This window comes from Variovorax frigidus, from assembly GCF_051216515.1.
Classification (GTDB): domain Bacteria; phylum Pseudomonadota; class Gammaproteobacteria; order Burkholderiales; family Burkholderiaceae_C; genus Variovorax.
The window spans coordinates 1030073-1054984 of the sequence record NZ_JBPJZF010000001.1; the positions used below are offsets into that span (position 1 = coordinate 1030073).

Consider the following 24912-nt stretch of genomic DNA (forward strand, 5'->3'; position numbering starts at 1 on the left):
CGCGGTACCGTCAGTGCATCCACGCCAGCGGCGCGGTGATGAGCGACGGGAACAGCACGAACAGCACGGCCAGCAGCACGTACATCAAGAGGAAGGGCGTGGTGCCCTTGATCACGGTTTCCATGCGCAGCTTGCCGACGCCGGCCACCACGTTCTGCACCGTGCCCACGGGCGGCGTGATGAGGCCGATGCAGCCCACGAAGATGAACATGAAGCCGAAATACACCGGATCGATGCCGGCCTTCACGGCCAGCGGCGCACACACGGGGCCGAAGATCAGGATGGTGGGCGTCAGGTCCATCGCCGTGCCGACCACCAGCAGGAACAGCATCATCAGCGCCATGAAGACGATGGGGTTGCCCATCACGCCGGAGAAGCTGTCGGCCAGCAGATTGGGCAGGTCGGCGAGCGTGATCATGTAGGCCGTCACGGTCGCGGCGCCGCACAGGAACATCACCACGGCGGTGGTCTTGCCCGCGTTGAGGAAGACCTCGTAGAGCGCGGCCCAGCTCAGCTCGCGGTACACGAACATCGAGACGACGAGCGCATAGACCGCCGCCACCACCGCGGCCTCGGTCGGCGTGAAGATGCCACCCTTGAGGCCGCCCAGGATGATGACCGGCATCATCATGGCCCAGAAGCTGTGCAGCAGCGCCTTCATGCGCGCGCCCCACGCCACGCGCGCCATGGCCGGCAGCTTGTGCTTGCGGGCGATCCACCACCAGGCGGCGATCAGGAACACGCCCATCATCAGCCCGGGGAACACGCCGGCCAGGAACAGCTTGCTGATCGACGTGTTGGTCGTCACGCCATAGATCACGAAGGGCATCGACGGCGGAATGATCGGCGCGATGATGCCGCCCGACGCGAGCAGGCCCGCGCTGTAGCCGGCCGGGTACTTCTGCTCGCGCATCATCGGCAGCAGGATGGTCGCGAGCGCGGCCGTATCGGCGATGGCCGAGCCGCTCATCGACGCCAGCAGCACCGCGGCGCCGATGGCGACGAAGCCCAGGCCGCCGGGGATGTGGCCGACGAAGGCGCGCGCCAGATCGATGATGCGGCGCGACAGGCCGCCCGCGTTCATGAGTTCGCCGGCCAGGATGAAGAAGGGCACGGCCAGCAACGGGAAGTTGTCGAAGCCGGCCTGCAGGTTCTGCGCGAGCAGCTGCGCATCGAAGAAGTCCAGGTGCCACATGAGGGCGACACCGGTCAGCACCAGCGAGTGGGCGATCGGCATGCCGATCACCATGCCGCCGATGAGCACGATCAGGAAGATGGCGGTGACGATCATGGCGCGGTCCTCACTCGATCTCGCCCGCGCCCGACGCCGCCGGCGGCTCGCCGCGCACGAGGTCGAACACCAGCGCCACCAGCAGGCCGACAGCCAGCACCAGCGTGGCCGCGGCCCCGAGCGCCAGCGGATAGCCCAGCACGGTGCTGTAGCTCTCCATGCCGGCGATCACCTGCGCCCACGCGCCCTTGAGCAGCAGCACCATGCAGAGGGCGACCAGCAGCTGGCTCACCCAGAACAGACCCTTGCGCGACCCGCCCTTGAGGCGCGAGGTCAGCATGTCGAAGCCCAGGTGCTTGCCCTCGAAGGCCGCGACGATGGTGCCGACGGCCACCAGCCAGACGAAGAGCAGGCGCGAGATTTCCTCGTACGACACGATGCTGGTGGCGAAGACGTAGCGCAGCACGACGTTCACGAACACCGCGACGACCATGCCGGCCAGTGCCACGACCATGAAGAGTTCGGCCAGGCGCTGAAGCGCCGGCTTGGGACGCGCCGGCGGCGCGGAGGAGGAATGGCTCATGCGATGTCTCCGGGCGGCGTCTCGCGCCCTGTGGTTGAAGCGAAAGAAGGCGCGGCCCAGGCCACGACGGCGGCGACCAGTTCGGCCATGGGTTGCGTGGCGTCCAGTACCAGCACGCCCGGCTCGCCTTCGGGCGATTCGAGCGTGGCGAACTGGTTCGACACCAGCGCGGGCGAGAAGAAATGGCCGGCGCGCGACTGCACGCGGGCCAGCGCCGCGTCGTAGTCGAGCGCGAGGAACACGAAGCCCAGGCGCGGTGCGGCTTCGCGCAGCCGGTCGCGGTAGCGGCGACGCAGCGCGGAGCAGGTCAACACCCGGCCGGCGCCTTCAGGCGGCGACGCGAGCAGCGCGGCCAGGCGGTCGAGCCAGCCCGCACGGTCGGCGTCGGTCAGCGGCGTGCCGGCGCGCATCTTGGCGACGCTCTCGGGCGCGTGGTAGGCGTCGCCCTCGTGCAGCGTCCAGCCCAAGGCCTGCGCACAGGCCTCGCCGACGCTCGACTTGCCGCATCCGGACACACCCATGACCACCAGGGCCTGCGGTTGAAATTGTGAGATAGCGCTATCCATCGGGAGTCAAAAAAAGCCCGGACGAAGGTCCGGGCCATGGCAGCCATTGTCTTCTTCAAACCTGTGCTCAGAGGAACGCAACTGGCGCACACCCGTTCGGCGGGCGCGACTACTTGTTAACCCTCTGAGGGATAGCGCTATCCTATAGAACAATGGGCGACACTTTTCTCCGGATTAACCCTTGACCGACGCGACCCGCCGCCCTCGCCGCTCCAGTGGCCGCATCACCCTCGACGACGTGGCACGCGCCGCAGCCGTCAGCCCGATCACCGTCTCGCGCGCGCTGCGCGGCGAGCGCAGCGTCGACCCGGCGCTGACCCTGCGCGTGCGCGAAGCGGCCGAGCGTCTGGGCTATGTGCCCGACCCCGCCGCCCGTGCGCTGGCGTCGCAGCGCAGCAGCCAGGTGCTGGTGCTGGTGCCGATGCTGTCCAACACGCTGTTCGTGGACCTGCTGGAAGCCGTGCACCGCACGCTCTTTCCCGAGGGCTATCAGCCCTTCATCGGCGTCACGCACTACGACAGCGCCGAGGAAGAGCTGCTGCTGCGCACCTACCTGCCCCACCGCCCGGCAGGCCTGCTGGTGACCGGCTTCGACCGCAGCGAGACGGCGCGCCAGCTGATCGCGCACAGCGGCGTGCCCTGCGTGCACCTGATGGAGACCAGCACCGCGCCCGGCGTGGCCTGCGTGGGCTTCTCGCAGGTGGATGCGGGCGCAGCCGTCACGCGCCACCTGCTGGCGCGCGGGCACCGCCGCATCGCCTTCTGCGGCGCCCAGCTCGACCCGCGCGTGATGCAGCGCGCCGAAGGCTACCGCCGTTGCCTGCGCGAAGCCGGCCTCTACGACGCGCGGCTGGAAATGCTGAGCCCGGAGCGCTCGTCGATCGCGCTGGGTGCGCGGCTGTTCGAGGAGATGCTGCAGCGCATGCCGGACATCGATGCGATCTTCTTCTGCAACGACGACATCGCGCAGGGCGGTCTGCTGGCCGCCAACCGCCTGCAGGTGCCGGTGCCCGGGCGCATCGCCATGGCCGGCTTCAACGACCTGGCCGGCAGCGACCAGATGGTGCCGCCGCTGACCACCATGCGCACGCCGCGCAGCGAGGTCGGCCGGGCCGGCGCCGAGATGCTGCTGGGCCTGATGCGCGGCACGCTGGCCCAACCCGGCTGCGTCGAGTTGGACTACGAGCTGGTGGTGCGCGGCAGCACCTGAGGGACGAGCGCCCATGAAAAAGCCCGGACGAGCCGGGCTTCTTCATCGAGGCTGCGGGGGATCAGTCCAGCAGCTTGACCTCGACGCGGCGCGCCTCGGCGTTGTTGCCCGAGCCGGTGCCGACCACGGGCTTCTGCAGGTCGACCTTGTCGGCAGGAACGCCCAGGCCCAGCAGCACGTCGCGCACGGTCTGGGCCCGCAGCTTGGCCAGTTCTTCGTTGATCTTGGCATCGCCGGTGGTGTCGTGGAAGCCCGAGATCACGGCCTTGCGGCCGCCCTCGACACCCTTGATCACCACGGCCAGTGCTTCGGCCGCGCCCGGGGCGAGGTCGGCGCTGCCGGTGGCGAAGTAGAAGTTCACCACGCCGCCCACCACCTGGATGCTCGCGCCTTCGGGCACGACGACGCTCACGGTTTCGGTCAACACGGTGCTGCCGGGGGCCGGCACCGGTGCCGGGGCTTCGGACGGCTCGACCTGGGTGACGGGCAAGCCGCTGTCCCGCGCGGTGGGCGGCGTGGCGCCCCCCATGCCGTAGTTGAAGACCGACACCCCCACGACGGTGAAGACCACCAGCGCAATCAAGGCAAAAAGGAAACCGAGGGCGAAGCGCTGCTGGCTGTCGTCGTCGCTGCTGGATGACATGCGATGTTCTCCGAAGGAAAGGGGCCGGTAAATAATGGGTTCGTGATCCATGACCCTGAAATTGTAGGTGCCCCGACGCCACCGCCCTCTCCGACCGGCGGCGACACGGGCCTGCCGGGCCTCGACCCGGCGTTGAAACCGGTGCGCGACCCGCGGCCGATGCTCGAGCGGACCATCGCGGAATGGGGCGGCCAGGACGACCTCTGGCTGTTCGGCTACGGCTCGCTGATCTGGCGCCCCGACTTCGACTTCACCGAGCGCCGCCCGGCGCGCGTGCATGGCTGGCACCGGGCGCTCAAGATGTGGAGCCGGGTCAACCGCGGCTCGCTGCAGAACCCCGGGCTGGTGTTCGGCCTGTTGTCGGGCGGAAGTTGCCGCGGCATGGTGTTCCGGGTACCGGCCGCCGTCGGACTGGAAACGCTGGGCCAGCTCTGGCTGCGCGAGATGCCCACCGGTGTGTACGACCCGCGCTGGCTCGACTGCAGCACGCCCGAGGGGCCGGTGCGCGCGCTGGCCTTCACGCTGTCGCGCCAGAGCCCGAACTTCACCGGCGAGCTCAGCGAGGAACGCTACCGGCAGATTTTTCGCAGCGCCACGGGCCGCTACGGCACCTCGCTCGACTACGCTCGCCAGACGCTGCAGGAACTTCGGCGCCATGCGATCCATGACCGCGCCCTGGCCCGCTTGTTGCTGCTGGCGGAGGCCGAACTGTCGGCACGGGCCGATGGCGGTAACCCGCCGACTCCGCTATACAAGACGGCATCAGCGCCAGACGACGCCCTCGACAGCGCGCCCGCCGGCCCCCCTCAAACTTCCCAGGAGAAATCATGAGCTTCCGTCTTCCTACCGCAGCCTTCGCCGCCCTGGCCCTCGCCGGCCTGGCCGGCTGCGCCAGCATGGGCAACCCCGGCGCCGTCGCCGAGCTCGCGCCCACCGCGGCCATTTCGCCCAACCCGACCCTCGGCAAGGTGACCTTCACCCCGCTCGACCACGGCCTGCGCGTGGCCGGCGAGGTGCGCGGCCTGGCGCCGAACACCGAGCACGGCTTCCACATCCACGAAAAGGGCGACTGCGGCGACAACGGCAACGCCTCGGGCGGCCACTTCAACCCGGCCGGCGGCATCCACGGCAAGTTCGCCGCGCCCGGCAGCCATGCGGGCGAACTGCCGAGCCTGATGGCCGACGCCAGCGGCGTGGCGCGCTTCCGTGTCGACGACCATGCGATCTCGCTGACCGACGGCGCCGCCAACAACGTGCTGGGCCGTGCGCTGGTGGTGCACCGCGACCGCGACGACTACACGACGCAGCCGGCCGGCAACTCCGGCCCGCGCATCGCCTGCGCGATCATCTCGAAGGGTTGAGTTCCCGCCAGAGCGCTTCGGCCGCCGCGAGGTCGGCCAGCGTGTCGACGTCGGTGACGATGCCGATGTCGTCGAGCGCCAGTTCGCGCACCTCGCCGCGCGCGCGCAGCGCCTGCAGCACCGGCGCCGCGCCCACTTCCCCCGTCCGTTGCAGCAGCGCGTCGCGCGACGCGGCACCGAAGGCCACGGGGTGTCCGCGCCGACCGGCATGGCTGGGTTGCACGGCCAATGCGCCCTCGGCCAGTGCGGCCGCCACGCGCCGCAGCGTGGCGGGCTGCACCAGCGGCAGGTCGGCCGGCAGGATCAGCCAGCCGTCGGCGTCGACCGTCGCGCGCACGGCCGCCGCGATCGAATCGCCCATCCCCGGATGCCCGGCGTCTTCCAGATGCCAGGGCAGCCCGCTCGCGCGCACCGCGGCCAGCGTGTGCTCCAGCAGCGGGCGCCCGCCGAGCAGCGCGGCCAGCTTGTGCACCGTGCCGCCCGAGGCACGAAAGCGGTCGCCGCGGCCGGAGGCCAGCACGATCACGGTGGGCAAGGCGATGGCGTTCATGCGTGAAGTATCCCGCGCGTCGACAATCTCGGCATGACCTCCCCCAACGATTCCCTCGCCGCGCTGCGCAAGAGCTACGAGCGCGCCGAACTCGACGAAGTCCGCAGCGCGGCCGACCCGCTGCAGCAATTCGAACGCTGGCTCGGCGAAGCCATCGAGGCCCAGGTGCCCGAGCCCAACGCCATGACGCTGGCCACGGTCGGCAGCGACCTGCGGCCGTCGACCCGCATCGTGCTGATCAAGGGCTACGACGCACGCGGCATCGTCTGGTTCACCAATTACCAGAGCCGCAAGGGCCAGGAGCTCGGCGGCAACCCCTATGCCGCGCTGCAGTTCCATTGGGTCGAACTCGAACGCGTGGTGCGCATCGAGGGCCGCGTGGAAAAGGTCGACGCCGCCGAGAGCGACGCCTACTACGCCAGCCGCCCGCTCGATTCGCGCCTCGGCGCCTGGGCCAGCCCGCAGAGCGAGGTCATCAGCGGCCGTGACGTGCTGGTGAAGAACGCGGCCCTGGCCGCCGCCAGGCACCTGCTTTCGCCGCCGCGCCCGCCGCACTGGGGCGGCTACCGGCTGGTGCCCGAGCGCTGGGAGTTCTGGCAGGGCCGCAAGAGCCGGCTGCACGACCGGCTGCGCTACCGCGCCGACGCAACCGGCCAGGGCTGGCTGCGCGAACGGCTGGCGCCCTGAGAACGTCCGTCGCGACACGGGCCCCGGGCAATCGATAGGCGCGCCGACCCGCAAGCTTCCTAGAATGCCCGGTCCTGCCGCTTCTGCTTCTGCCTGCCCCACGTGTCCGATCGCCTCTCCGTCCTCCCCCAATACGTCCTGCCCAAGCAGGCCCTGACTTCCTTCGCCGGCTGGGTCGCCGGCAAGGAGCGCGGTGCCGTCACGACCTGGATCATTCGGCGCTTCGTCGCCAAGTACGGCGTGAACATGGCCGAGGCGCTCGACAGCGACATCGCCAGCTACGCGAGCTTCAACGACTTCTTCACACGCGCCCTCAAACCGGGCGCGCGGCCCATCGCCCCGGCCGACCTGGTGTCGCCGGTGGACGGCGCGATCAGCCAGTTCGGCCCGGTCGCCGACGGCCAGCTGTTCCAGGCCAAGGGCCACCACTGCACCGCCACCGCGCTGGTCGGCGGCGACGCGGCGCTGGCCGCGCAGTTCGCGCACGGCAGTTTCGCCACGCTCTATCTGAGCCCGCGCGACTACCACCGCATCCACATGCCTTGCGAGGGCCGGCTGCGCCGCATGATCTACGTGCCGGGCGATCTGTTCTCGGTCAACCCGACCACCGCGCGCGGCGTGCCGGGGCTGTTCGCACGCAACGAGCGCACGGTGTGCGTGTTCGACGGTCCGCACGGCCCCTTCGTGCTGGTGCTGGTGGGCGCGACCATCGTCGGCAGCATGGCGACCGTCTGGCACGGCGTGATCAACCCGCCGCGCGGTGGCGAGGTGCGCGAATGGCGCTACGACGATCAGCAGATCGTGCTCGGTCAGGGCGAGGAAATGGGCCGCTTCCTGCTCGGCTCGACGGTCGTGATGCTGTTCCCCTCGCGCGACCTGGCCTTCAACCCGGGCTGGGCGCCGGGTGGGTCGGTGCGGCTGGGCGAGGTCATGGCGCAGCAGTACCGGCCATGAGCCTGCCCCGCGCCAACCCGCGCCACGCGGCGGCGCTCAGCTACCAAAGCAGTAGCAAGACCGCTTCTGCGCTATAGTCGCCGGCCCCTTCGCGCCTTGCCGCACTTCCCTCCACGACACCGATGAGCTCCAAGGAAAACGCAGCCGTCAACCAGTTGCTCGCGCTGCTGGAGGCCCGCTATGCCTTGCGCGTGCTCTGGGCGTTGCGGGACGGCCATCCGCAGACCTTCCGGCTGCTGCAGGACAGCGTGGGCGGCATCACGCCCAACACGCTCAACACCCGCATCAAGGAATTGCGCGAGGCCGGCGTGGTGATCCACGGCGGCGACGGCTACAGCCTGACGCTCAGCGGCCAGGACCTGCTCCGGCGGCTGTCGGACCTGCAGGCCTTTGCCGCCAAATGGCAGGCCGGCCAGGCGAAGAAGGCCGCCTCGGCGGTCGTGTCGACGCCACCGACGCCGCAGACGCCGCCCGCCCCGCCCTTTCCCTCTCTCTGAGCGTCGTCGCGTGGCGACGGCATCACGTCCTGCGGGCAAGGGCACGTCCGATCGTTAAACTCCCCGCCTTTCTTCCACCCTGTTTTCATCCTCATCAAGGAACGCCCATGCCCACCACTCCCTCCGGCCTGCAATACGAAGACACCGTCGTCGGCGACGGCAACGAAGCCAAGGCCGGCCAGCACGTGCACGTGCACTACACCGGCTGGCTGTACAACGACGGCGTGCAGGGCGCCAAGTTCGACTCGAGCCGCGACCGTGGCGATCCGTTCGCGTTCTCGCTGGGCGCTGGCCAGGTCATCAAGGGCTGGGACGAAGGCGTCGCCGGCATGAAGATCGGCGGCCAGCGCACGCTGATCATCCCCGCCGCCCTGGGCTACGGTGCCCGTGGCGCCGGCGGCGTGATCCCGCCGAACGCGACGCTGAAGTTCGACGTCGAGTTGCTCGACGCGCACTGATCGGTTCTCCCCCGAGGGGCTCGCGCACTTCGTGTCGCTTCGCCCTTCCCCCTCCGGGGGCGCCACCGGCGGCCCGGCGTAGCCGGTTCCGCGGTGGCCCTGGGGTTCTGCGGGCTCGCGCACTGCGTGCGCCTCGCCTGCGGACTGGGGTGAGCAGGGGAATTCAGTGTTTCCTGCCAGCGGCTTGATGAAGCCGCATTTTTTTGTCTTGAAAAACCCTTCCGGCGGCCCCAATTGGCTCGGAATCGTTTCTTTCACGACCGTTCCAACGGTTTTTGAGCATGTCGAATCCACAAAACTCCGAAATGAACCCGCAGACGCTGCAAGGCGAACCCAGCCCCGAAGAACTCGAAGCGGCGCAATTCGCCAACGAGGCCGATGCGCAGGACGCGCTGGTCGCGGCCCAGGCCGAGCTGGCGACGCTGCAGGCGAAGAATGCGGAGCTGGCCGACCAGTACCTGCGCGCGCAGGCCGATGTGCAGAACGCACGCCGCCGCGCCGATGAAGAAATCACCAAGGCCCGCAAGTTCGCGGTCGAGGCCTTCGCCGAGAGCCTGCTGCCGGTCAGCGACAGCCTCGAAGCCGGCCTGGCGATCCAGGACGTGACGCCCGAGCAGATCCGCGAAGGCGCCGAAGCCACGCTGCGCCAGCTCAAGAGCGCGCTCGAGCGCCACAAGGTCATCGAGATCGCGCCGGCCGCAGGCAGCAAGTTCGATCCGCACCAGCACCAGGCCATCTCCGTCGTGCCGACACCCGGCCAGGAACCCAACACCATCGTGGGCGTGCTGCAGAAGGGCTACACCATCGCCGAGCGCGTGCTGCGCCCCGCGCTGGTCACCGTCAGCTCGGCAGGCTGACCGCCCCCAGGAAACCCACAGGAAATCCCCGCTTCATCCCTTGAATCGCGCCGGGTTATCCACACGTTCACAACAACTCAATTTCAGCATTCAGGAGCATTCACATCATGGGCAGAATCATCGGTATCGACCTTGGCACCACCAACTCGTGCGTTTCGATCATGGAGGGCAACACGACCCGCGTGATCGAGAACTCGGAAGGTGCACGCACCACGCCATCGATCGTCGCCTACCAGGAAGACGGTGAGGTCCTGGTCGGCGCCGCGGCCAAGCGCCAGGCGGTGACGAACCCGCGCAACACGATCTACGCCGTCAAGCGCCTGATCGGCCGCAAGTTCGAAGAGAAGGAAGTGCAGAAGGACATCGACCTGATGCCCTACACCATCTCCAAGGCCGACAACGGCGACGCCTGGGTCGAAGTGCGCGGCAAGAAGCTCGCACCCCAGCAGGTCAGCGCCGAGATCCTGCGCAAGATGAAGAAGACCGCCGAGGACTACCTGGGCGAGCCGGTGACCGAGGCCGTGATCACGGTGCCCGCGTACTTCAACGACAGCCAGCGCCAGGCCACCAAGGACGCCGGCCGCATCGCGGGCCTGGACGTCAAGCGCATCATCAACGAACCCACCGCGGCGGCCCTGGCCTTCGGCCTGGACAAGCACGACAAGGCCGATCGCAAGATCGCCGTGTACGACCTGGGCGGCGGCACCTTCGACGTGTCGATCATCGAGATCGCGGACGTCGACGGCGAGAAGCAGTTCGAAGTGCTGTCGACCAACGGCGACACCTTCCTGGGCGGCGAAGACTTCGACCAGCGCATCATCGACTACATCATTTCCGAGTTCAAGAAGGAACAGGGCGTCGACCTGGGCAAGGACGTGCTCGCCCTGCAGCGCCTGAAGGAAGCCGCCGAGAAGGCCAAGATCGAACTGTCGAACGGCGCCGCCACCGACATCAACCTGCCCTACGTGACGGCCGATGCCTCGGGTCCGAAGCACCTGAACATCAAGCTCAGCCGCGCCAAGCTCGAAAGCCTGGTCGAAGAGCTGGTCGAGCGCACCATCGCGCCCTGCCGCACCGCCATCAAGGATGCGGGCGTGAGCGTGTCGGACATCAACGACGTGATCCTGGTCGGTGGCATGACCCGCATGCCCAAGGTGCAGGAGAAGGTCAAGGAGTTCTTCGGCAAGGAACCGCGCAAGGACGTGAACCCCGACGAGGCCGTGGCCGTCGGCGCCGCGATCCAGGGCCAGGTGCTCTCGGGCGACCGCAAGGACGTGCTGCTGCTCGACGTGACCCCGCTGTCGCTGGGCATCGAGACCATGGGCGGCGTGATGACCAAGATGATCGTGAAGAACACGACCATCCCGACCAAGTTCGCGCAGACCTTCTCGACCGCCGAGGACAACCAGCCGGCCGTGACCATCAAGGTGTTCCAGGGCGAACGCGAGATCGCCTCGGGCAACAAGGCGCTGGGCGAGTTCAACCTCGAAGGCATCCCGCCGGCATCGCGCGGCACGCCGCAGATCGAAGTGAGCTTCGACATCGACGCCAACGGCATCCTGCACGTCGGCGCCAAGGACAAGGGCACCGGCAAGGAAAACAAGATCACCATCAAGGCGAACTCGGGCCTGTCGGAGGACGAGATCCAGAACATGGTGAAGGACGCCGAACTCAACGCGGCCGACGACAAGAAGAAGGTCGAGCTGGCGCAGGCCCGCAACCAGGGCGAAGCCATGGTGCACAGCGTGAAGAAGTCGCTGGGCGAGCACGGCGAGACGCTGGACGCCGGCGAGAAGGAAAAGATCGAGGCGGCCATCAAGGACGTCGAGGAAGCCCTGAAGACCGACGACAAGTCGGCCATCGAGGACAAGACCAACACGCTGATGAGCGCGAGCCAGAAGCTCGGCGAGAAGATGTACGCCGACGCGCAGGCAGCAGCCGGTGCGGCCGGCGGCGCAGCAGGCGGCCCTGAAGCGGCAGCCAGCGCCCCGGCGGACGACAACGTGGTCGACGCCGAGGTCAAGGAAGTCAAGAAGGGCTGATCCCGCAGCGCTTCCCGAGGCTGGATTACCCCCGAACAGGTGATCCAGCCTTTTCCGTTTTCAGCTACCGCCCCCGACGATCCGCACCATGGCCACCAAACGCGACTACTACGAAACCCTCGGCGTTCCCAAGAACGCCAGCGAGGAAGAGATCAAGAAGGCTTATCGCAAGCAGGCGATGAAGCACCATCCCGACCGCAACCAGGGCGATTCATCCAAGGATGCGGAAGCCAAGTTCAAGGACGCCAAGGAAGCGTACGAAATGCTGTCGGACCCGCAGAAGCGGGCCGCCTACGACCAGTACGGCCATGCGGGTGTCGACCCGAACATGCGCGGCGGCCCGGGTGCGGAAGGCTTCGGCGGTTTCGCGGAGGCCTTCGGCGACATCTTCGGCGACGTGTTCGGCGGCGCGCGCGGCGGTCGCCAGGCGAGCGGCCGGCAGGTCTTCCGCGGTGGCGACCTGAGCTATGCGATGGAGATCACGCTGGAAGAAGCGGCCGACGGCAAGGACGCGCAGATCCGCATCCCCAGCTGGGATGATTGCGCGACCTGCAGCGGCACGGGCGCGAAGCCCGGCACCAAGCCCATCACCTGCACCACCTGCCACGGCGCGGGCGCGGTGCAGATGCGCCAAGGCTTCTTCAGCGTACAGCAGACCTGCCCGCAGTGCCACGGCACGGGCAAGATCATCCCCGAGCCGTGCACGACCTGCCACGGCCAGGGCAAGATCAAGAACAACAAGACGCTGGAAGTGAAGATCCCGGCCGGCATCGACGACGGCATGCGCATCCGCAGCACCGGCAACGGCGAGCCCGGCACCAACGGCGGCCCGCCGGGCGATCTCTACATCGAGATCCGGCTCAAGAAGCACGAACTGTTCGAACGCGACGGCGACGACCTGCACTGCGTGGTGCCCGTGGCCATGACGACGGCCGCATTGGGCGGCGAGATCAACGTGCCGACGCTCAAGGGCGCGGCGGCGATCGACATCCCCGAAGGCACGCAGAGCGGCAAGCAGTTCCGGCTGCGCGGCAAGGGCATCAAGGGCGTGCGCGGCAGCTACCCGGGCGACCTGTACTGCCACGTGCGCGTCGAGACGCCGGTCAAGCTCACCGAGCACCAGCGCAAGCTGGTCAAGGAGCTCGACGAGTCGCTCAAGAAGGGCGGCAACAAGCACAGCCCGACCGACAAGGGCTGGTTCGACAAGGCCAAGGAATTCTTCAGCTGATCGCGCTCGGCGGATCTGCTGACGACAAAGCGGCCTGCGGGCCGCTTTTTTTTGGTGCGCTTTCGATAGATCCAAAACAAAGGTTGACGCGTATGTCCACGCGTGGGCGTGTTGAATCGTTCATGCATCAGTAGGAACTTAAAAGATGCGCTGTTGTTCAGAACGAATAGGCACTCGCAGAAGCGTTCTTTGCTTTATGCTGAATCAGCAGTTGGAATAGGGAGTTTTTTGCAGGGCATGCAGCCCAGCGCCAAGCACCTGAAGGCGAGTGTTGCGATGCGTGGGCTGCTGCAGATCCGGGGCTTCGGCCTCTTTGACTCGATGGAGGTGTGTCCATGGATGTGATCAGCAACTTTGCCGCCCGCTACGACCGCACGCGAGAAGAGGTCCTCTCGCTGCAGGAGTACCTCGACCTCTGCAAGCGCGAACCGGTGGCCTACGCCACCGCCGCCGAGCGCATGCTCCAAGCCATCGGCGCGCCCGAACTCGTCGACACACGCAACGACCCCAGGCTCTCGCGCATCTTCGCCAACAAGGTGATCAAGCTCTACCCGGCGTTCAAGGAGTTCTACGGCATGGAGGACGCCATCGAACAGGTGGTGTCCTACTTCCGGCACGCCGCGCAGGGCCTCGAAGAAAAGAAACAGATCCTCTACCTGCTGGGCCCGGTCGGTGGCGGCAAGAGTTCCATCGCCGAGCGGCTCAAGCAATTGATGGAGCAGGTGCCCTTCTATGCGATCAAGGGATCGCCGGTGAACGAATCGCCACTGGGCCTGTTCGATCTGGCCGAAGACGGTGAAATCCTCGAAAAGGAATTCGGCATTCCGCGCCGCTATCTGCAGCGCATTCTCTCGCCCTGGGCCGTCAAGCGGCTCGAAGAATACGGCGGCGACATCCGCAAGTTCCAGGTGGTCAAGCGCTACCCGTCGGTCCTGCGCCAGATCGCCGTGGCCAAGACCGAACCCGGCGACGAGAACAACCAGGACATCTCCTCGCTGGTCGGCAAGATCGACATCCGCAAGCTCGAGACCTATGCGCAGGACGACCCCGACGCGTATTCGTACTCGGGCGGCCTGTGCCTCGCGAACCAGGGCCTGCTGGAGTTCGTCGAGATGTTCAAGGCGCCGATCAAGGTGCTGCATCCGCTGCTGACCGCCACGCAGGAAAGCAACTTCAAGGGCACCGAAGGCTTCGGCGCCATCCCCTTCGACGGCATCGTGCTGGCCCACAGCAACGAGAGCGAGTGGAAGGCCTTCCGCAACAACAAGAACAACGAGGCCTTCCTCGACCGCATCTACATCGTCAAGGTGCCCTACTGCCTGCGCGTCTCGGAAGAGATCAAGATCTACGAGAAGCTGGTGCGCACCTCCTCGCTGGCCGCCGCGCCCTGCGCGCCCGGCACCTTGCGCATGATGGCGCAGTTCTCGGTGCTCACGCGGCTCAAGGAGCCGGAGAACTCGAGCATCTTCAGCAAGTCGCTGGTCTACGACGGCGACAGCCTCAAGGACACCGACCCAAAGGCCAAGTCGCTGCAGGAGTACCGCGACTACGCGGGCGTCGACGAGGGCATGAGCGGCGTCTCCACGCGCTTCGCGTTCAAGATCATCTCCAAGGTCTTCAACTTCGACAGCAGCGAGGTCGCGGCCAACCCGGTGCACCTGATGTACGTGCTCGAGCAGCAGATCGAGCGCGAGCAGTTCCCGCCGGAGACCGAACAGAAGTACCTGGCGTACATCAAGGAGCATCTGGCGGCGCGCTATGCGGAGTTCATCGGCAAGGAGATCCAGACCGCCTACCTCGAGAGCTACAGCGAGTACGGCCAGAACATTTTCGACCGCTACGTGACCTACGCCGACTACTGGATCCAGGACCAGGAGTACCGCGATGTCGACACCGGCGAGGTGTTCGACCGGGTCTCGCTCAACGGCGAACTGGAGAAGATCGAGAAGCCCGCGGGCATCTCGAACCCCAAGGACTTCCGCAACGAGATCGTCAACTTCGTGCTGCGCGCGCGGGCCGGCAATGCGGGTCGCAACCCGGCCTGGACCAGCTACGAGAAGCTGCGCACGGTGATCGAGAAGAAGATGTTCTCCAACACCGAGGAGCTGCTGCCGGTCATCAGCTTCAACGCCAAGAGCAGCGCCGACGAACAGAAGAAGCACCAGGACTTCGTCGCTCGCATGGTCGAGAAGGGCTACACGTCCAAGCAGGTTCGCCTGCTGTGCGAGTGGTACCTGCGCGTCCGCAAGAGTTCCTGAGTTCCTCGTCCCACGCTGCGCTCCGGCGCGGAGGTTTGACACCTTGGCCATGCTGCAACAGATCATCGATCGGCGGTTGTCCGGCAAGAACAAGTCGATCGGCAATCGCGAGCGCTTTCTCCGGCGCTACCGGGGCCAGATCCGCGACGCGGTGCGGCGCGCGATCAGTGGCCGCAACATCCGCGACCTCGAGCGCGGCGAGGACATCACGCTGCCCAAGCGCGACGTGTCCGAGCCGGTGTTCGGGCACGGGGCCGGCGGCAACCGCGAGCACGTGCACCCGGGCAACCAGGAATACCTCAAGGGCGACCGCATCGCCCGGCCGCCCGGCGGCGGGGGCGGCGGCCAGGGCAACGGCGAGGCCGGTGACGGCGGCGAAGGCGAGGACGATTTCGTCTTCAGCCTGACGCGGGAAGAGTTCATGCAGGTCTTCTTCGAGGACCTCGCCCTGCCCCACCTGGTGCGCACGCAGCTCACCGAGGTGCCCGAGTGGAAGAGCCACCGCGCCGGCTTCAAGAGCGACGGCAACCCGAGCAGCCTGCACGTGGTGCGCTCGATGCGCGGCGCGCTGGCGCGGCGCATCGCGCTCGGCGGCGAGAGCCGGATCGAGCTGCACCGCATGGAGGCCGAGCTGCTGCGGCTCAAGCTCGAGCCGGGCTCGGAACTGCCGTCGGCGCTCGAGCGCATCCGTGCGCTCGAGGAAGCGATCGCCGAGCTGCGCCGCACCGCCAGGCACGTGCCCTACATCGACCCCATCGACCTGCGCTACCGCAACCGCGTGCGCGTGCCGGTGCCCAGCGCCAAGGCCGTGATGTTCTGCCTGATGGACGTGTCGGGCTCGATGGACGAGGCGCGCAAAGACATGTCCAAGCGCTTCTTCATGCTGCTCTACCTGTTCCTCACGCGGCACTACGAGAAGATCGACCTGGTCTTCCTGCGCCACCACACGCAGGCGCAGGAAGTGAGCGAGGAAGAGTTCTTCCACGCCACCGAGACCGGCGGCACCGTGGTGTCGAGCGTGCTGGTGCTGATGGACGAGATCATCAAGTCGCGCTACTCCAGCGCCGAGTGGAACATCTACGGCGCGCAGGCCAGCGACGGCGACAACTGGCACCAGGACAGCGGGCGCTGCCGCCAGCTCCTCGACGAATCGATCCTGCCGATGTCGCGCTACTACGCCTACGTGCAGGTGGCCGATGCCGAGCAGAACCTCTGGCAGGAGTATTCGCAGCTGGTGGGCATCCGCCCCAACTTCGCGATGCGCAAGGTCGCGAGCGCGCAGGACATCTACCCCGTGTTCCGGGACCTGTTCAAGAAGGAAGGAGTGTCCGCATGACCGACCTTCTGCACCCGCCGGGCGCCAAGGCCGTATTGCCCAGCCCGTCGGACTGGACCTTCGAGCTGATCGAAACCTACCACCAGGAAATCCGGCGCACCGCCGAATCCTTCAAGCTCGACACCTACCCGATTCAGCTGGAGATCATCACCGCCGAGCAGATGATGGACGCCTACGCCAGCGTCGGCATGCCGGTGATCTACCGCCACTGGTCCTACGGCAAGCAATTCATCGCGACCGAGAAGAACTACCGCCGCGGCCACATGGGGCTGGCCTACGAGATCGTGATCAACTCCGATCCGTGCATCGCGTACCTCATGGAAGAGAACACGATGGCGATGCAGGCGCTGGTGATCGCGCATGCGGCCTACGGCCACAACAGCTTCTTCAAGGGCAACTACCTGTTCCGGATGTGGACCGATGCGTCGTCGATCATCGACTACCTGGTCTATGCGCGGAACTACATCACCGAGTGCGAGGAGCGCCATGGCATCGACGCGGTGGAAGAACTGCTCGACTCCTGCCACGCGCTGATGAACTACGGCGTCGACCGCTACCGCCGGCCGCAGAAGCGCTCGCTCGCGCAGGAGATCAGCCAGCGTGCCGAACGCGAGCACCACCTGCAGCAGCAGGTCAACGACCTCTGGCGCACCCTGCCGCGCCGCGCCGAGGCCGCGACCGACGTCGACGCCGCGCGCCGCTTCCCGGCCGAGCCGCAGGAGAACCTGCTGTACTTCATCGAGAAGAACGCCGCGCTGCTCGAACCCTGGCAGCGCGAGGTGGTGCGCATCGTGCGAAAGGTCGCGCAGTACTTCTATCCGCAGCGCCAGACGCAGGTGATGAACGAGGGCTGGGCCACCTTCTGGCACTACACGCTGCTCAACACGATGTACGACAAGGGCCGGCTCGCCGACGGTTTCATGATCGAGTGGCTGCGCTCCCACACCAGCGTGGTCTACCAGCCGCCCGTGGGCCATCGCGCCTACAGCGGCCTCAACCCCTATGCGCTGGGCTTCGCGATGTTCACCGAGCTGCGCCGCATCTGCGAGAAGCCGACCGAGGAAGACCGGCGCTGGTTCCCCGACTACGCCGGCACCGACTGGGTCACGACGCTCGACCATGCGATGCGCAACTACAAGGACGAGAGCTTCGTCGGCCAGTTCCTGAGCCCCAAGACCATGCGCGACTTCCGGCTGTTCGCGGTGCGCGACCATGCCGCCGAATCGGAACTCGAGATCTCCGCGATCCACGACGACAGCGGCTACCAGGCGCTGCGCGAATCGCTCTCGCGGCAGTACGACATCGGCAGCCGCGAACCCGACATCCAGGTCTGGAACGTCGACCTGCGCGGCGACCGCTCGCTCACGCTGCGCCATGTGCAGCGCAACGGCCTGCCGCTGCACGAGGGTACGCCCGAGGTGCTCAAGCACGTGGCGCGGCTCTGGGGCTTCGACGTGCGGCTGGAAAGCGTGGACGCGCAAGGACGCGTCACGCTGCGCGAGACGGCGGCGGCGGCGCGCAGCCGGTGATTCACCGGGCAAGCCACTGATCAGGTTCGTCATCGCGGCATGCAGTCGCGGCCTCACCGTGCAGTCAGCCCTGGAAAATCTCCAGCCGAGTATGCACTGTATAGTTCATTGAACTATTCACGGTCTATTCGGTAGATTCGATCCAACCATGACTTCGGACACGGGCACAACAGACAACGCACAGCGTCTCCAGGCGCTGGAACGGCTGCTGCGCCATGAACCCCGCTCGGCGCAGGAACTGGCGACGGCCATGGCCATCAGCCAGCCAACCTTGTCGCGAACTATTCGCGCGTTCCCGGATTCCTTGACCTCGTTCCGGATTTCCGGCGACCGGACGCCCAAGTACGGCCTCTTACGCAAGCTTCCGGGAGGCCTCAACCCACGGCAGAGCATTTACCGGATTTCGGACACAGGGGCCATGGAGCCCTTTGCGAAGATCAAATTTCTCAGCGGCGGCGCGACGCTGGAGCGGCGTTCGACCCAGACGACCTTGTACGGCGGGCTCCCGCCCTACATGGCCTTTTCGTCCCCCTCCGGCTTCCTCGGACGCCAGGTCGCACGCGAGGCGGCTGCGGAGATGCAGTTCCCCGAAAGCCTGAAGGACTGGAGCGACGACCACCGCATCGCCTACCTCTTCACCCGTGGCCTGAATCTGGCGGGCAACCTGGTCTATGGCGACGCTTGCCTGCAAAGGGAGATGGACTTTCGCCAACTCCCGCCGACACCGTCTGCGGGCAAGCTGGCGCACTACGTGGCCATGGCGAATCAACTCAAGGATGCGGCCTACGGCTCGAGCGCCGGTGGTGAGCAACCGAAGTTCCTCAGCCTCACCGAAGACGCGGGCCATGTGATCGTGAAGTTCGCCAAGCGAGGAAGCCGCATGGCCGAACTGCTTCCGCTCGAGCATCTCGCGCTTCGCTCGCTGGCGGACGTCGGCGTGCCGGCGGCCCCTACCCGGTTGTCGGCGTCAGGCGGCTACGTTTTCCTGGAGGTCCAGCGCTTCGACCGGACGGGGCGCCATGGACGCATCGGCATGCTGTCGTGCAGTTCCATCGACGACGAGTTCTTCGGCGCGCGCGACACCTGGTCGGAGTTCGCCGCACGTTGCGTGCAGGCCCGCTACCTGTCGGCCGAGGGCGCGCAACGCATCGATGTCATGGCCGCCTTCAGCGAGCTGATCGGCAATGGCGACCGGCACTTCGAGAACATCTCCTTCCTCCTGCGCGAGGATGGTGAATACGAGGGCATCGCGCCGGCCTACGACATCCTGCCGATGCGCTATGCGTCCATCGGTGGCGGCGTGGACCCGGACCTCACGCCGATCACGCCCAAGCTCGGCACCATTGGCGCCAAGCCCGAGGTATGGACCCTTGCGGCCGATGCGGCCAGTCGTTTCTGGCTGGCCGTGCGACGTGGCGGGCGGGAGGCGCCGGTTTCTGCGGCCTTCAAGGAATTGGCGGCGAAGAACCTCGCCGCGGCCCAGGCCTTCGTTGCGCCCTTGCTGCCAGCGGACCGCAGCCGGCGTCAGGCCTGACACGGCGGCTTCAACGCACGCCGTGCCTGCAGCGCCTTGTCGCGCGCGCCGCAGCCTTCGATGTGGTCGTTGACCAGGCCCATCGCCTGCATGAAGGCGTAGACGGTGGTGGGCCCGACGAAGCTCCAGCCGCGCTTCTTCAGGTCCTTCGACATCGCGATCGATTCGGCCGAGGTGGTGAAGGTGCGCAATACCGCCAACGTCATCTTCTTCGGCCGCGTCGACGGCGCCGGTTCGTAGCCCCAGGCATAGGCGGCCAGCGAGCCGAATTCCTCGCGCAGTTCGAGCACGTGGCGTGCGTTGTTCAGTGTCGACTCGATCTTGCCGCGGTGCCGCACAATGCCAGCGTCGGTCAGCAGGCGCGCCACGTCGGCCTCGCCGAAGCGCACCAATTGCTCGGCCTCGAAGTTGGCGAAGGCCTTGCGGAAGTTCTCGCGCTTGTTGAGGATCGTGAGCCAGCTCAGGCCGGCCTGGAAGCCCTCGAGGCACAGCTTCTCGAACAGCCGCCGGTCGTCGGTGACCGGGAAGCCCCATTCGTGGTCGTGGTAGTGCCGGTAGGCGGGCGTGGCCTCGCACCAGCGGCAGCGCACCGCACCCTCGTCGTCGGCGAACAGCCCTTCGGGCAGGCTCATCACTGGGTCAGCGCCTCGATCGCCAGCGCATAGCCCTTGACGCCCAGCCCGACGATGATGCCGCGCGCCGCCGGCGAGATGAAGGAATGGTGGCGGAAGGCCTCGCGCGCATGCACGTTGGAGATGTGCAGCTCGATCACCGGCACGCTCGCGCCCTTGATGGCGTCGTGCAGCGCGACCGAGGTGTGGGTGTAGGCACCGGCGTTGAGCACCACGCCGAGCATGCGCCCCGCGGCGACTTCGCGTCCGGCTTCGTGCAGCCAATCGACCAGCGTGCCCTCGTGGTTGGTCTGGCGGCATTCGATCGCCACGCCGAGCCTGGTGCCGGCCTCGGCGCACAGGCGCTCGACGTCGGGCAGGGTGTCGTGGCCGTACTGCGCGGGTTCGCGCGTGCCGAGCAGGTTGAGGTTGGGGCCGTTGAGAACGAGGATGGTCTTCATCTGGAAGGTCTGGCTGCTGCGGCCCGGCATCTTAGGCCACACGCGGTGCGCATCGTCACGAACGATACTCCCGGGGGGTATAAACTCTGGCCATGCCCCATTCACCCGACGAGAAGAAAAAGGCCGTGCTGCGCGTGCGTCGCATCCGCGGCCAGGCCGACGCGCTCGAACGGGCGCTGGAAGCCGGCGCCGAATGCGGCAGCGTGCTGCAGCAGCTCGCGGCGATCCGGGGCGCCGTCAACGGGCTGATGTCCGAGGTGCTCGAATCGCACATCCGCGAGGAGTTCGGTCCGCCCTCCGACGCCGACCCGCGCCATGCGCAGCGGGTGCACGACATGACCACGCTGGTGCGCACCTACCTCCGCTGAGCGCCCTCTCGTCCCCCCACATCCCTTCATCTTCAGGAGTCCTTGCCATGAAATCCCGTGCCGCCGTCGCCTTCGCTGCCGGACAGCCCCTCCAGATCGTCGAGATTGACGTCGCTCCGCCGCAGAAGGGCGAGGTGCTGGTGAAGATCACCCACACCGGCATCTGCCACACCGACGCCTTCACGCTCAGCGGCGACGACCCCGAAGGCCTGTTCCCCGCGGTGCTGGGCCATGAAGGCGCAGGCATCGTGGTCGAGGTCGGCGAAGGCGTGACCAGCGTCAAGCCCGGCGATCACGTGATCCCGCTCTACACCGCCGAATGCGGCGAGTGCCTGTTCTGCAAGAGCGGCAAGACCAACCTCTGCGTGGCCGTGCGCGCCACGCAGGGCAAGGGTGTGATGCCCGACGGCACCACGCGCTTCAGCTACAACGGCCAGCCGATCTACCACTACATGGGCTGCTCCACCTTCAGCGAATACACGGTGGTGGCCGAGGTCTCGCTGGCCAAGATCAACCCCGACGCCAACCCCGAGCAGGTCTGCCTGCTGGGCTGCGGCGTGACCACCGGCCTGGGCGCGGTGAAGAACACCGCCAAGGTGCAGGAAGGCGACTCGGTCGCGGTGTTCGGCCTCGGCGGCATCGGCCTGGCGGTGATCCAGGGCGCCAAGCTGGCCAAGGCCGGGCGCATCATCGCCATCGACACCAATCCTTCGAAATTCGATCTGGCCCGCACCTTCGGCGCCACCGATTGCGTGAACCCCAAGGACCACGAGAAGCCGGTTCAGCAGGTGATCGTCGACATGACGACCTGGGGCGTCGACCATTCCTTCGAATGCATCGGCAACGTCAACGTGATGCGCGCCGCGCTCGAGTGCGCGCACCGCGGCTGGGGCCAGTCGGTGATCATCGGCGTGGCCGGCGCGGGCCAGGAGATCTCCACCCGGCCGTTCCAGCTGGTGACCGGCCGGCGCTGGCTGGGCACGGCCTTCGGCGGCGTCAAGGGCCGCTCGCAATTGCCGGGCATGGTCGAGGATGCGATGAAGGGCGACATCCAGCTCGCGCCCTTCGTCACCCACACCATGCCGCTGTCGGGCATCAACGAGGCCTTCGACCTGATGCACGAGGGCAAGTCGATCCGCTCGGTGGTCCACTACTGATCGGCCCGCGATGACCGACACCCTGAAGACCCTGTCCGAGCACGCCTGCTTTGGCGGCACGCAGCGCTTCCACGAACATGCCTCGCGCGAGATCGGCCTGCCGATGCGCTTCTCGATCTTCCTGCCGCCGCAGGCCGCAGACGGTCCGGTGCCGGCACTGGTCTACCTCGCGGGCCTCACCTGCAACGAGGAGACCTTCATGGCCAAGGCCGGCGCGCAGCGGCTCGCGGCCGAGCTCGGCATCGCCCTGGTCGCGCCCGACACCAGCCCGCGCGGCGCCAACGTGCCGGGCGAGGCCGAGGCCTGGGACTTCGGTGTCGGCGCCGGCTTCTACCTCGACGCGACGCAGGCTCCTTGGGCCACGCACTGGCGCATGGAGAGCTACCTGATCGGCGAGCTGTTGCCCTTGCTGGGCGCGCAGTGCGGCATCGACCTGCAGCGCGTGGGCCTGTCCGGCCATTCGATGGGCGGGCACGGTGCGCTCACCTTGGCGCTGCGGCACCCGGGCCTGTTCAAGTCGCTCTCGGCCTTCGCTCCGATCTGCGCACCCACGCGCTGCCCCTGGGGCGAGAAGGCCTTCGGCGGCTACCTCGGCGCCGACCGCTCGGCCTGGCTCGAACACGATGCCACCGTGCTGATGGACAACCAGCCGGTCGCGCCCTACCCCGCGGGCATCCTGATCGATCAGGGCCTGTCCGACAAATTCCTGGCCGAGCAACTGCACCCGCAGCTGTTCGAAGCCGCCTGCGCGCACATCGGCCAGCCGCTCACGCTGCGCCGCCACGCGGGCTACGACCACGGCTACTACTTCATCCAGAGCTTCATGGCCGACCACCTGCGGCATCACGCCGCGCAACTCGCACGTTGAGCAGCGTCCGATGGCTTCCGCCGCCTTCATCGACAGCCTGCACGAGGTCTTCCAGGGCCTGGGGCGCATCCAGACGCGCCGCATGTTCGGCGGCCACGGCGTGTTCCACGACGGGCGAATGATCGGGCTGGTCGCGGGCGACGTGCTCTACCTCAAGGCCGACGCCGAAAGCGCCGCGCATTTCGATGCGCTGCAGCTGCCACACTTCAGCTACATGCGCCAAGGGCAGCCGACCCGGCTGTCTTACCGCGAGGCCCCGGCCGACCTGTTCGACGACGCCGAGCTCGCCACCCTGTGGGGCCGACGGGCCTGGGAAGCGGCGCTGCGCTCCGGCGCTCCCAAACCTGCCAAGCCACGCAAGCACCCTGCGAAGAAAACAAAGAAAGCACCATGAACACCGCTCCGCCGCCCCTGCCCACACGCGACGAGATCGCCCTGCTCGAACCCTTCGCCGGCCTGGAGATGCGTGACATCGACGTGGTCGCGACCGCGCTGCAGGCCGAGCAGGCACTGGCCGCGCTGGGCGCGCTGCGGGTGGTGGGCTTCGACACCGAATCCAAGCCGACCTTTCTGAAGAACGAGGTCTCGACCGGCCCGCACACGGTGCAGTTCGCCTCGCTCGACCGGGCCTGGGTGTTCCAGCTGCACGACCCGGTCTGCCGCGCGGCCGCGGCCAGCCTGCTGGCCTCGAGCGCGCTCACCAAGGTCGGCTTCGGCCTGGCCGGCGACCGCACCCAGATCCGCCACACGCTGGGCATCGATCCGCAGGCCGTGGTCGACCTCGACACCGTGTTCAAGCGTCGCGGCTACCGCAACTCGGTGGGCGTGAAGACCGCGGTGGCGCTGGTGTTCGGCCAGCGCTTCGTCAAGTCGCGCAAGCAAACCACCTCGAACTGGGCCGCCCGGCATCTGAGCGAAGGCCAGGTCTGCTATGCCGCCAACGACGCCTACGCGGCGATGCGCGTGATGGACGCGCTGGGACTCGAGGCCAGCCGGCTCACACCGATGCCGTTGTCGAGCTGAGGCGTCTCCCGAAAACGACGGGGCGCGGCGAGGCTCTCTACAATGCCGCCCCTTCTGCTCATTTCCCGGATCCCGCGCCCATGGACATCGTCGTCAACGAAGAACTCAAAGCCTATATCGACCCGCTGACGCCGGAGGAACACGAATCGCTCGAACGCAGCATGCTGGCCGAAGGCTGCCGCGACGCGCTGGTGCTGTGGGGCAACGTGCTGGTCGACGGCCACAACCGCTACGGCATCTGCCAGAAGCACGACCTGCCCTTCCAGACGGTGCAGAACCCGCGCTTCCGCACGATCGAGGACGTGCATCTCTGGATGATCGACCAGCACCTGGGCCGCCGCAGCGTCTCGGACTTCCAGCGCGGCGTGCTCGCGCTGCGCAAGCGCGAGATCGTGGCCGAACGCCGCGCCCGCGCGGCCGCACCGAGCGCGCCGACCGGGAACGAGGTCGATGAAGGCCCGCCCTTCGACGTCGACGACACCCCGCCGCCCGCGCCGCTGGACAGCCGCGAGGCCATCGCCAAGGCCGCGCGTCTGAGCAACAGCCAAGTGGTGATGATCGAGAAGATCCAGAAACAGGCCGCGCCCGAAGTCGTGGCCGCGCTCAAGTCCGGCACCATCACGCTCAATGCCGCCGCCGCCGTGGCCAGCCTGCCGGCCGAAGAGCAGACCGCCGCCGCCATCGGCGGCAAGGACGAGCTCAAGCAGGCCGCCAAGCGCGTTCGCGAAGCCAACAAGCGCAAGCCGCGCGAGGACGCGGCCTCGGCGGACGCGGGCGAAGCGGCCGAGCGCCACAGCGCTGCCGACGACGAACTCACGACGCTGCGCGCCCGCGTGGCCGAACTCACGCGCGAGAACGAGGCGCTGCGCCGCGAGATCGCCTTGCTGCAGTCGAACTAGA

Annotated in this window: 27 protein-coding genes; 20 read left to right on the top strand and 7 right to left on the bottom strand. The window is 67.4% G+C overall.

Translation table 11 applies throughout. The features are described from left to right. Nucleotides 1–10: 10 nt before the first annotated feature. From ACSFBC_RS04820 to ACSFBC_RS04830, 3 genes are read right to left on the bottom strand one after another with little or no spacing between them, the layout of a single operon-like run. The gene (locus tag ACSFBC_RS04820; protein WP_435509158.1) at nucleotides 11–1291 is read right to left on the bottom strand and encodes a TRAP transporter large permease; all 1281 of its coding nucleotides are present in this window, start codon (nucleotides 1289–1291) and stop codon (nucleotides 11–13) included. 10 nt (nucleotides 1292–1301) lie between these two features. Further along, nucleotides 1302–1814, bottom strand: a complete 513-nt coding sequence (locus ACSFBC_RS04825; RefSeq protein ID WP_435509159.1) for a TRAP transporter small permease — start codon at nucleotides 1812–1814, stop codon at nucleotides 1302–1304. Then, nucleotides 1811–2335: a gluconokinase gene (locus ACSFBC_RS04830; RefSeq protein WP_435509160.1), complete on the bottom strand. Its 525-nt coding sequence runs from the start codon at nucleotides 2333–2335 to the stop codon at nucleotides 1811–1813. The genes ACSFBC_RS04825 and ACSFBC_RS04830 overlap by 4 nt, the downstream gene beginning before the upstream one ends. 226 nt (nucleotides 2336–2561) lie before the next feature. Between ACSFBC_RS04830 and gntR the strand changes: the two genes are divergently transcribed. Continuing rightward, a complete protein-coding gene (gntR, locus tag ACSFBC_RS04835; RefSeq protein WP_435509161.1) occupies nucleotides 2562–3590 on the top strand; it encodes an HTH-type transcriptional regulator GntR in 1029 nt (342 codons plus the stop codon). Between the two features lie 61 nt (nucleotides 3591–3651). Here gntR and ACSFBC_RS04840 read toward each other — a convergent pair whose 3' ends face one another. Beyond that, a complete protein-coding gene (locus ACSFBC_RS04840; RefSeq protein WP_435509162.1) occupies nucleotides 3652–4233 on the bottom strand; it encodes an OmpA family protein in 582 nt (193 codons plus the stop codon). 42 nt (nucleotides 4234–4275) lie between these two features. Here ACSFBC_RS04840 and ACSFBC_RS04845 point away from each other — a divergent pair, with 42 nt between their 5' ends. Together ACSFBC_RS04845 and ACSFBC_RS04850 are read left to right on the top strand one after the other, a co-directional pair. Continuing rightward, nucleotides 4276–5064 (top strand): gamma-glutamylcyclotransferase, encoded by a 789-nt coding sequence (locus ACSFBC_RS04845; RefSeq protein WP_435509163.1) that lies wholly within the window; start codon nucleotides 4276–4278, stop codon nucleotides 5062–5064. After that, a complete protein-coding gene (locus ACSFBC_RS04850; protein WP_435509164.1) occupies nucleotides 5061–5594 on the top strand; it encodes a superoxide dismutase family protein in 534 nt (177 codons plus the stop codon). The genes ACSFBC_RS04845 and ACSFBC_RS04850 overlap by 4 nt, the downstream gene beginning before the upstream one ends. On the opposite strand, the gene ACSFBC_RS04855 is transcribed toward ACSFBC_RS04850, so the two are convergent. Further along, nucleotides 5578–6144 (bottom strand): nucleotidyltransferase family protein, encoded by a 567-nt coding sequence (locus tag ACSFBC_RS04855; RefSeq protein WP_435509165.1) that lies wholly within the window; start codon nucleotides 6142–6144, stop codon nucleotides 5578–5580. The two genes, ACSFBC_RS04850 and ACSFBC_RS04855, sit on opposite strands and share 17 nt — an antisense overlap. Before the next feature lie 33 nt (nucleotides 6145–6177). Here ACSFBC_RS04855 and pdxH point away from each other — a divergent pair, with 33 nt between their 5' ends. The 11 genes from pdxH (at nucleotide 6178) to ACSFBC_RS04910 (ending at nucleotide 19524) form a co-directional block, all read left to right on the top strand. After that, nucleotides 6178–6831, top strand: a complete 654-nt coding sequence (gene pdxH, locus ACSFBC_RS04860) for a pyridoxamine 5'-phosphate oxidase (protein ID WP_435509166.1) — start codon at nucleotides 6178–6180, stop codon at nucleotides 6829–6831. A 102-nt stretch (nucleotides 6832–6933) separates the two neighbouring features. After that, entirely contained in the window at nucleotides 6934–7785 is an 852-nt protein-coding gene (gene asd, locus ACSFBC_RS04865) for an archaetidylserine decarboxylase (RefSeq protein WP_435509167.1), read from the top strand. A gap of 122 nt (nucleotides 7786–7907) precedes the next feature. Continuing rightward, entirely contained in the window at nucleotides 7908–8282 is a 375-nt protein-coding gene (locus tag ACSFBC_RS04870) for a winged helix-turn-helix transcriptional regulator (RefSeq protein WP_435509168.1), read from the top strand. 107 nt (nucleotides 8283–8389) lie between these two features. Further along, entirely contained in the window at nucleotides 8390–8740 is a 351-nt protein-coding gene (locus ACSFBC_RS04875) for an FKBP-type peptidyl-prolyl cis-trans isomerase (protein ID WP_435509169.1), read from the top strand. Nucleotides 8741–9021: 281 nt separating this feature from the next. Then, entirely contained in the window at nucleotides 9022–9597 is a 576-nt protein-coding gene (gene grpE, locus ACSFBC_RS04880; protein ID WP_435509170.1) for a nucleotide exchange factor GrpE, read from the top strand. A 107-nt stretch (nucleotides 9598–9704) separates the two neighbouring features. After that, on the top strand, nucleotides 9705–11639 hold the full coding sequence (gene dnaK, locus ACSFBC_RS04885; RefSeq protein ID WP_435509171.1) for a molecular chaperone DnaK: 1935 nt from the start codon (nucleotides 9705–9707) through the stop codon (nucleotides 11637–11639). An 88-nt stretch (nucleotides 11640–11727) separates the two neighbouring features. After that, entirely contained in the window at nucleotides 11728–12867 is a 1140-nt protein-coding gene (gene dnaJ / locus ACSFBC_RS04890) for a molecular chaperone DnaJ (RefSeq protein WP_435509172.1), read from the top strand. A 335-nt stretch (nucleotides 12868–13202) separates the two neighbouring features. After that, on the top strand, nucleotides 13203–15125 hold the full coding sequence (locus tag ACSFBC_RS04895; protein ID WP_435509173.1) for a PrkA family serine protein kinase: 1923 nt from the start codon (nucleotides 13203–13205) through the stop codon (nucleotides 15123–15125). Nucleotides 15126–15168: 43 nt separating this feature from the next. After that, nucleotides 15169–16461 carry a YeaH/YhbH family protein gene (locus ACSFBC_RS04900; protein WP_435509174.1) on the top strand — a complete coding sequence of 431 codons (1293 nt, stop codon included), beginning with the start codon at nucleotides 15169–15171 and terminating at the stop codon, nucleotides 16459–16461. Next, a complete protein-coding gene (locus tag ACSFBC_RS04905) occupies nucleotides 16458–17990 on the top strand; it encodes a SpoVR family protein (RefSeq protein WP_435509175.1) in 1533 nt (510 codons plus the stop codon). Before ACSFBC_RS04900 ends, ACSFBC_RS04905 begins: the two co-directional genes overlap by 4 nt. 148 nt (nucleotides 17991–18138) lie before the next feature. Continuing rightward, nucleotides 18139–19524, top strand: coding sequence for a HipA domain-containing protein (locus ACSFBC_RS04910; protein ID WP_435509176.1), 1386 nt, complete (start codon nucleotides 18139–18141; stop codon nucleotides 19522–19524). Here the strand turns inward: ACSFBC_RS04910 and ACSFBC_RS04915 are convergent. Next, nucleotides 19515–20156: a DNA-3-methyladenine glycosylase I gene (locus ACSFBC_RS04915; protein WP_435509177.1), complete on the bottom strand. Its 642-nt coding sequence runs from the start codon at nucleotides 20154–20156 to the stop codon at nucleotides 19515–19517. The two genes, ACSFBC_RS04910 and ACSFBC_RS04915, sit on opposite strands and share 10 nt — an antisense overlap. Then, nucleotides 20156–20596: a type II 3-dehydroquinate dehydratase gene (gene aroQ, locus ACSFBC_RS04920; RefSeq protein ID WP_435509268.1), complete on the bottom strand. Its 441-nt coding sequence runs from the start codon at nucleotides 20594–20596 to the stop codon at nucleotides 20156–20158. Before aroQ ends, ACSFBC_RS04915 begins: the two co-directional genes overlap by 1 nt. Nucleotides 20597–20688: 92 nt before the next feature. Between aroQ and frmR the strand changes: the two genes are divergently transcribed. The 6 genes from frmR (at nucleotide 20689) to ACSFBC_RS04950 (ending at nucleotide 24911) form a co-directional block, all read left to right on the top strand. Next, a complete protein-coding gene (frmR, locus tag ACSFBC_RS04925; RefSeq protein WP_435509178.1) occupies nucleotides 20689–20964 on the top strand; it encodes a formaldehyde-responsive transcriptional repressor FrmR in 276 nt (91 codons plus the stop codon). Between the two features lie 47 nt (nucleotides 20965–21011). Continuing rightward, nucleotides 21012–22121, top strand: a complete 1110-nt coding sequence (locus tag ACSFBC_RS04930; RefSeq protein ID WP_435509179.1) for an S-(hydroxymethyl)glutathione dehydrogenase/class III alcohol dehydrogenase — start codon at nucleotides 21012–21014, stop codon at nucleotides 22119–22121. Between the two features lie 10 nt (nucleotides 22122–22131). Continuing rightward, nucleotides 22132–22989, top strand: a complete 858-nt coding sequence (fghA, locus tag ACSFBC_RS04935; RefSeq protein ID WP_435509180.1) for an S-formylglutathione hydrolase — start codon at nucleotides 22132–22134, stop codon at nucleotides 22987–22989. Between the two features lie 10 nt (nucleotides 22990–22999). After that, nucleotides 23000–23383, top strand: a complete 384-nt coding sequence (locus tag ACSFBC_RS04940; RefSeq protein ID WP_435509181.1) for a TfoX/Sxy family protein — start codon at nucleotides 23000–23002, stop codon at nucleotides 23381–23383. Beyond that, the gene (locus tag ACSFBC_RS04945; protein WP_435509182.1) at nucleotides 23380–24012 is read left to right on the top strand and encodes a 3'-5' exonuclease; all 633 of its coding nucleotides are present in this window, start codon (nucleotides 23380–23382) and stop codon (nucleotides 24010–24012) included. The genes ACSFBC_RS04940 and ACSFBC_RS04945 overlap by 4 nt, the downstream gene beginning before the upstream one ends. Before the next feature lie 80 nt (nucleotides 24013–24092). Then, a complete protein-coding gene (locus tag ACSFBC_RS04950; protein WP_435509183.1) occupies nucleotides 24093–24911 on the top strand; it encodes a ParB N-terminal domain-containing protein in 819 nt (272 codons plus the stop codon). The last annotated feature ends 1 nt before the right edge of the window (nucleotide 24912 follow it).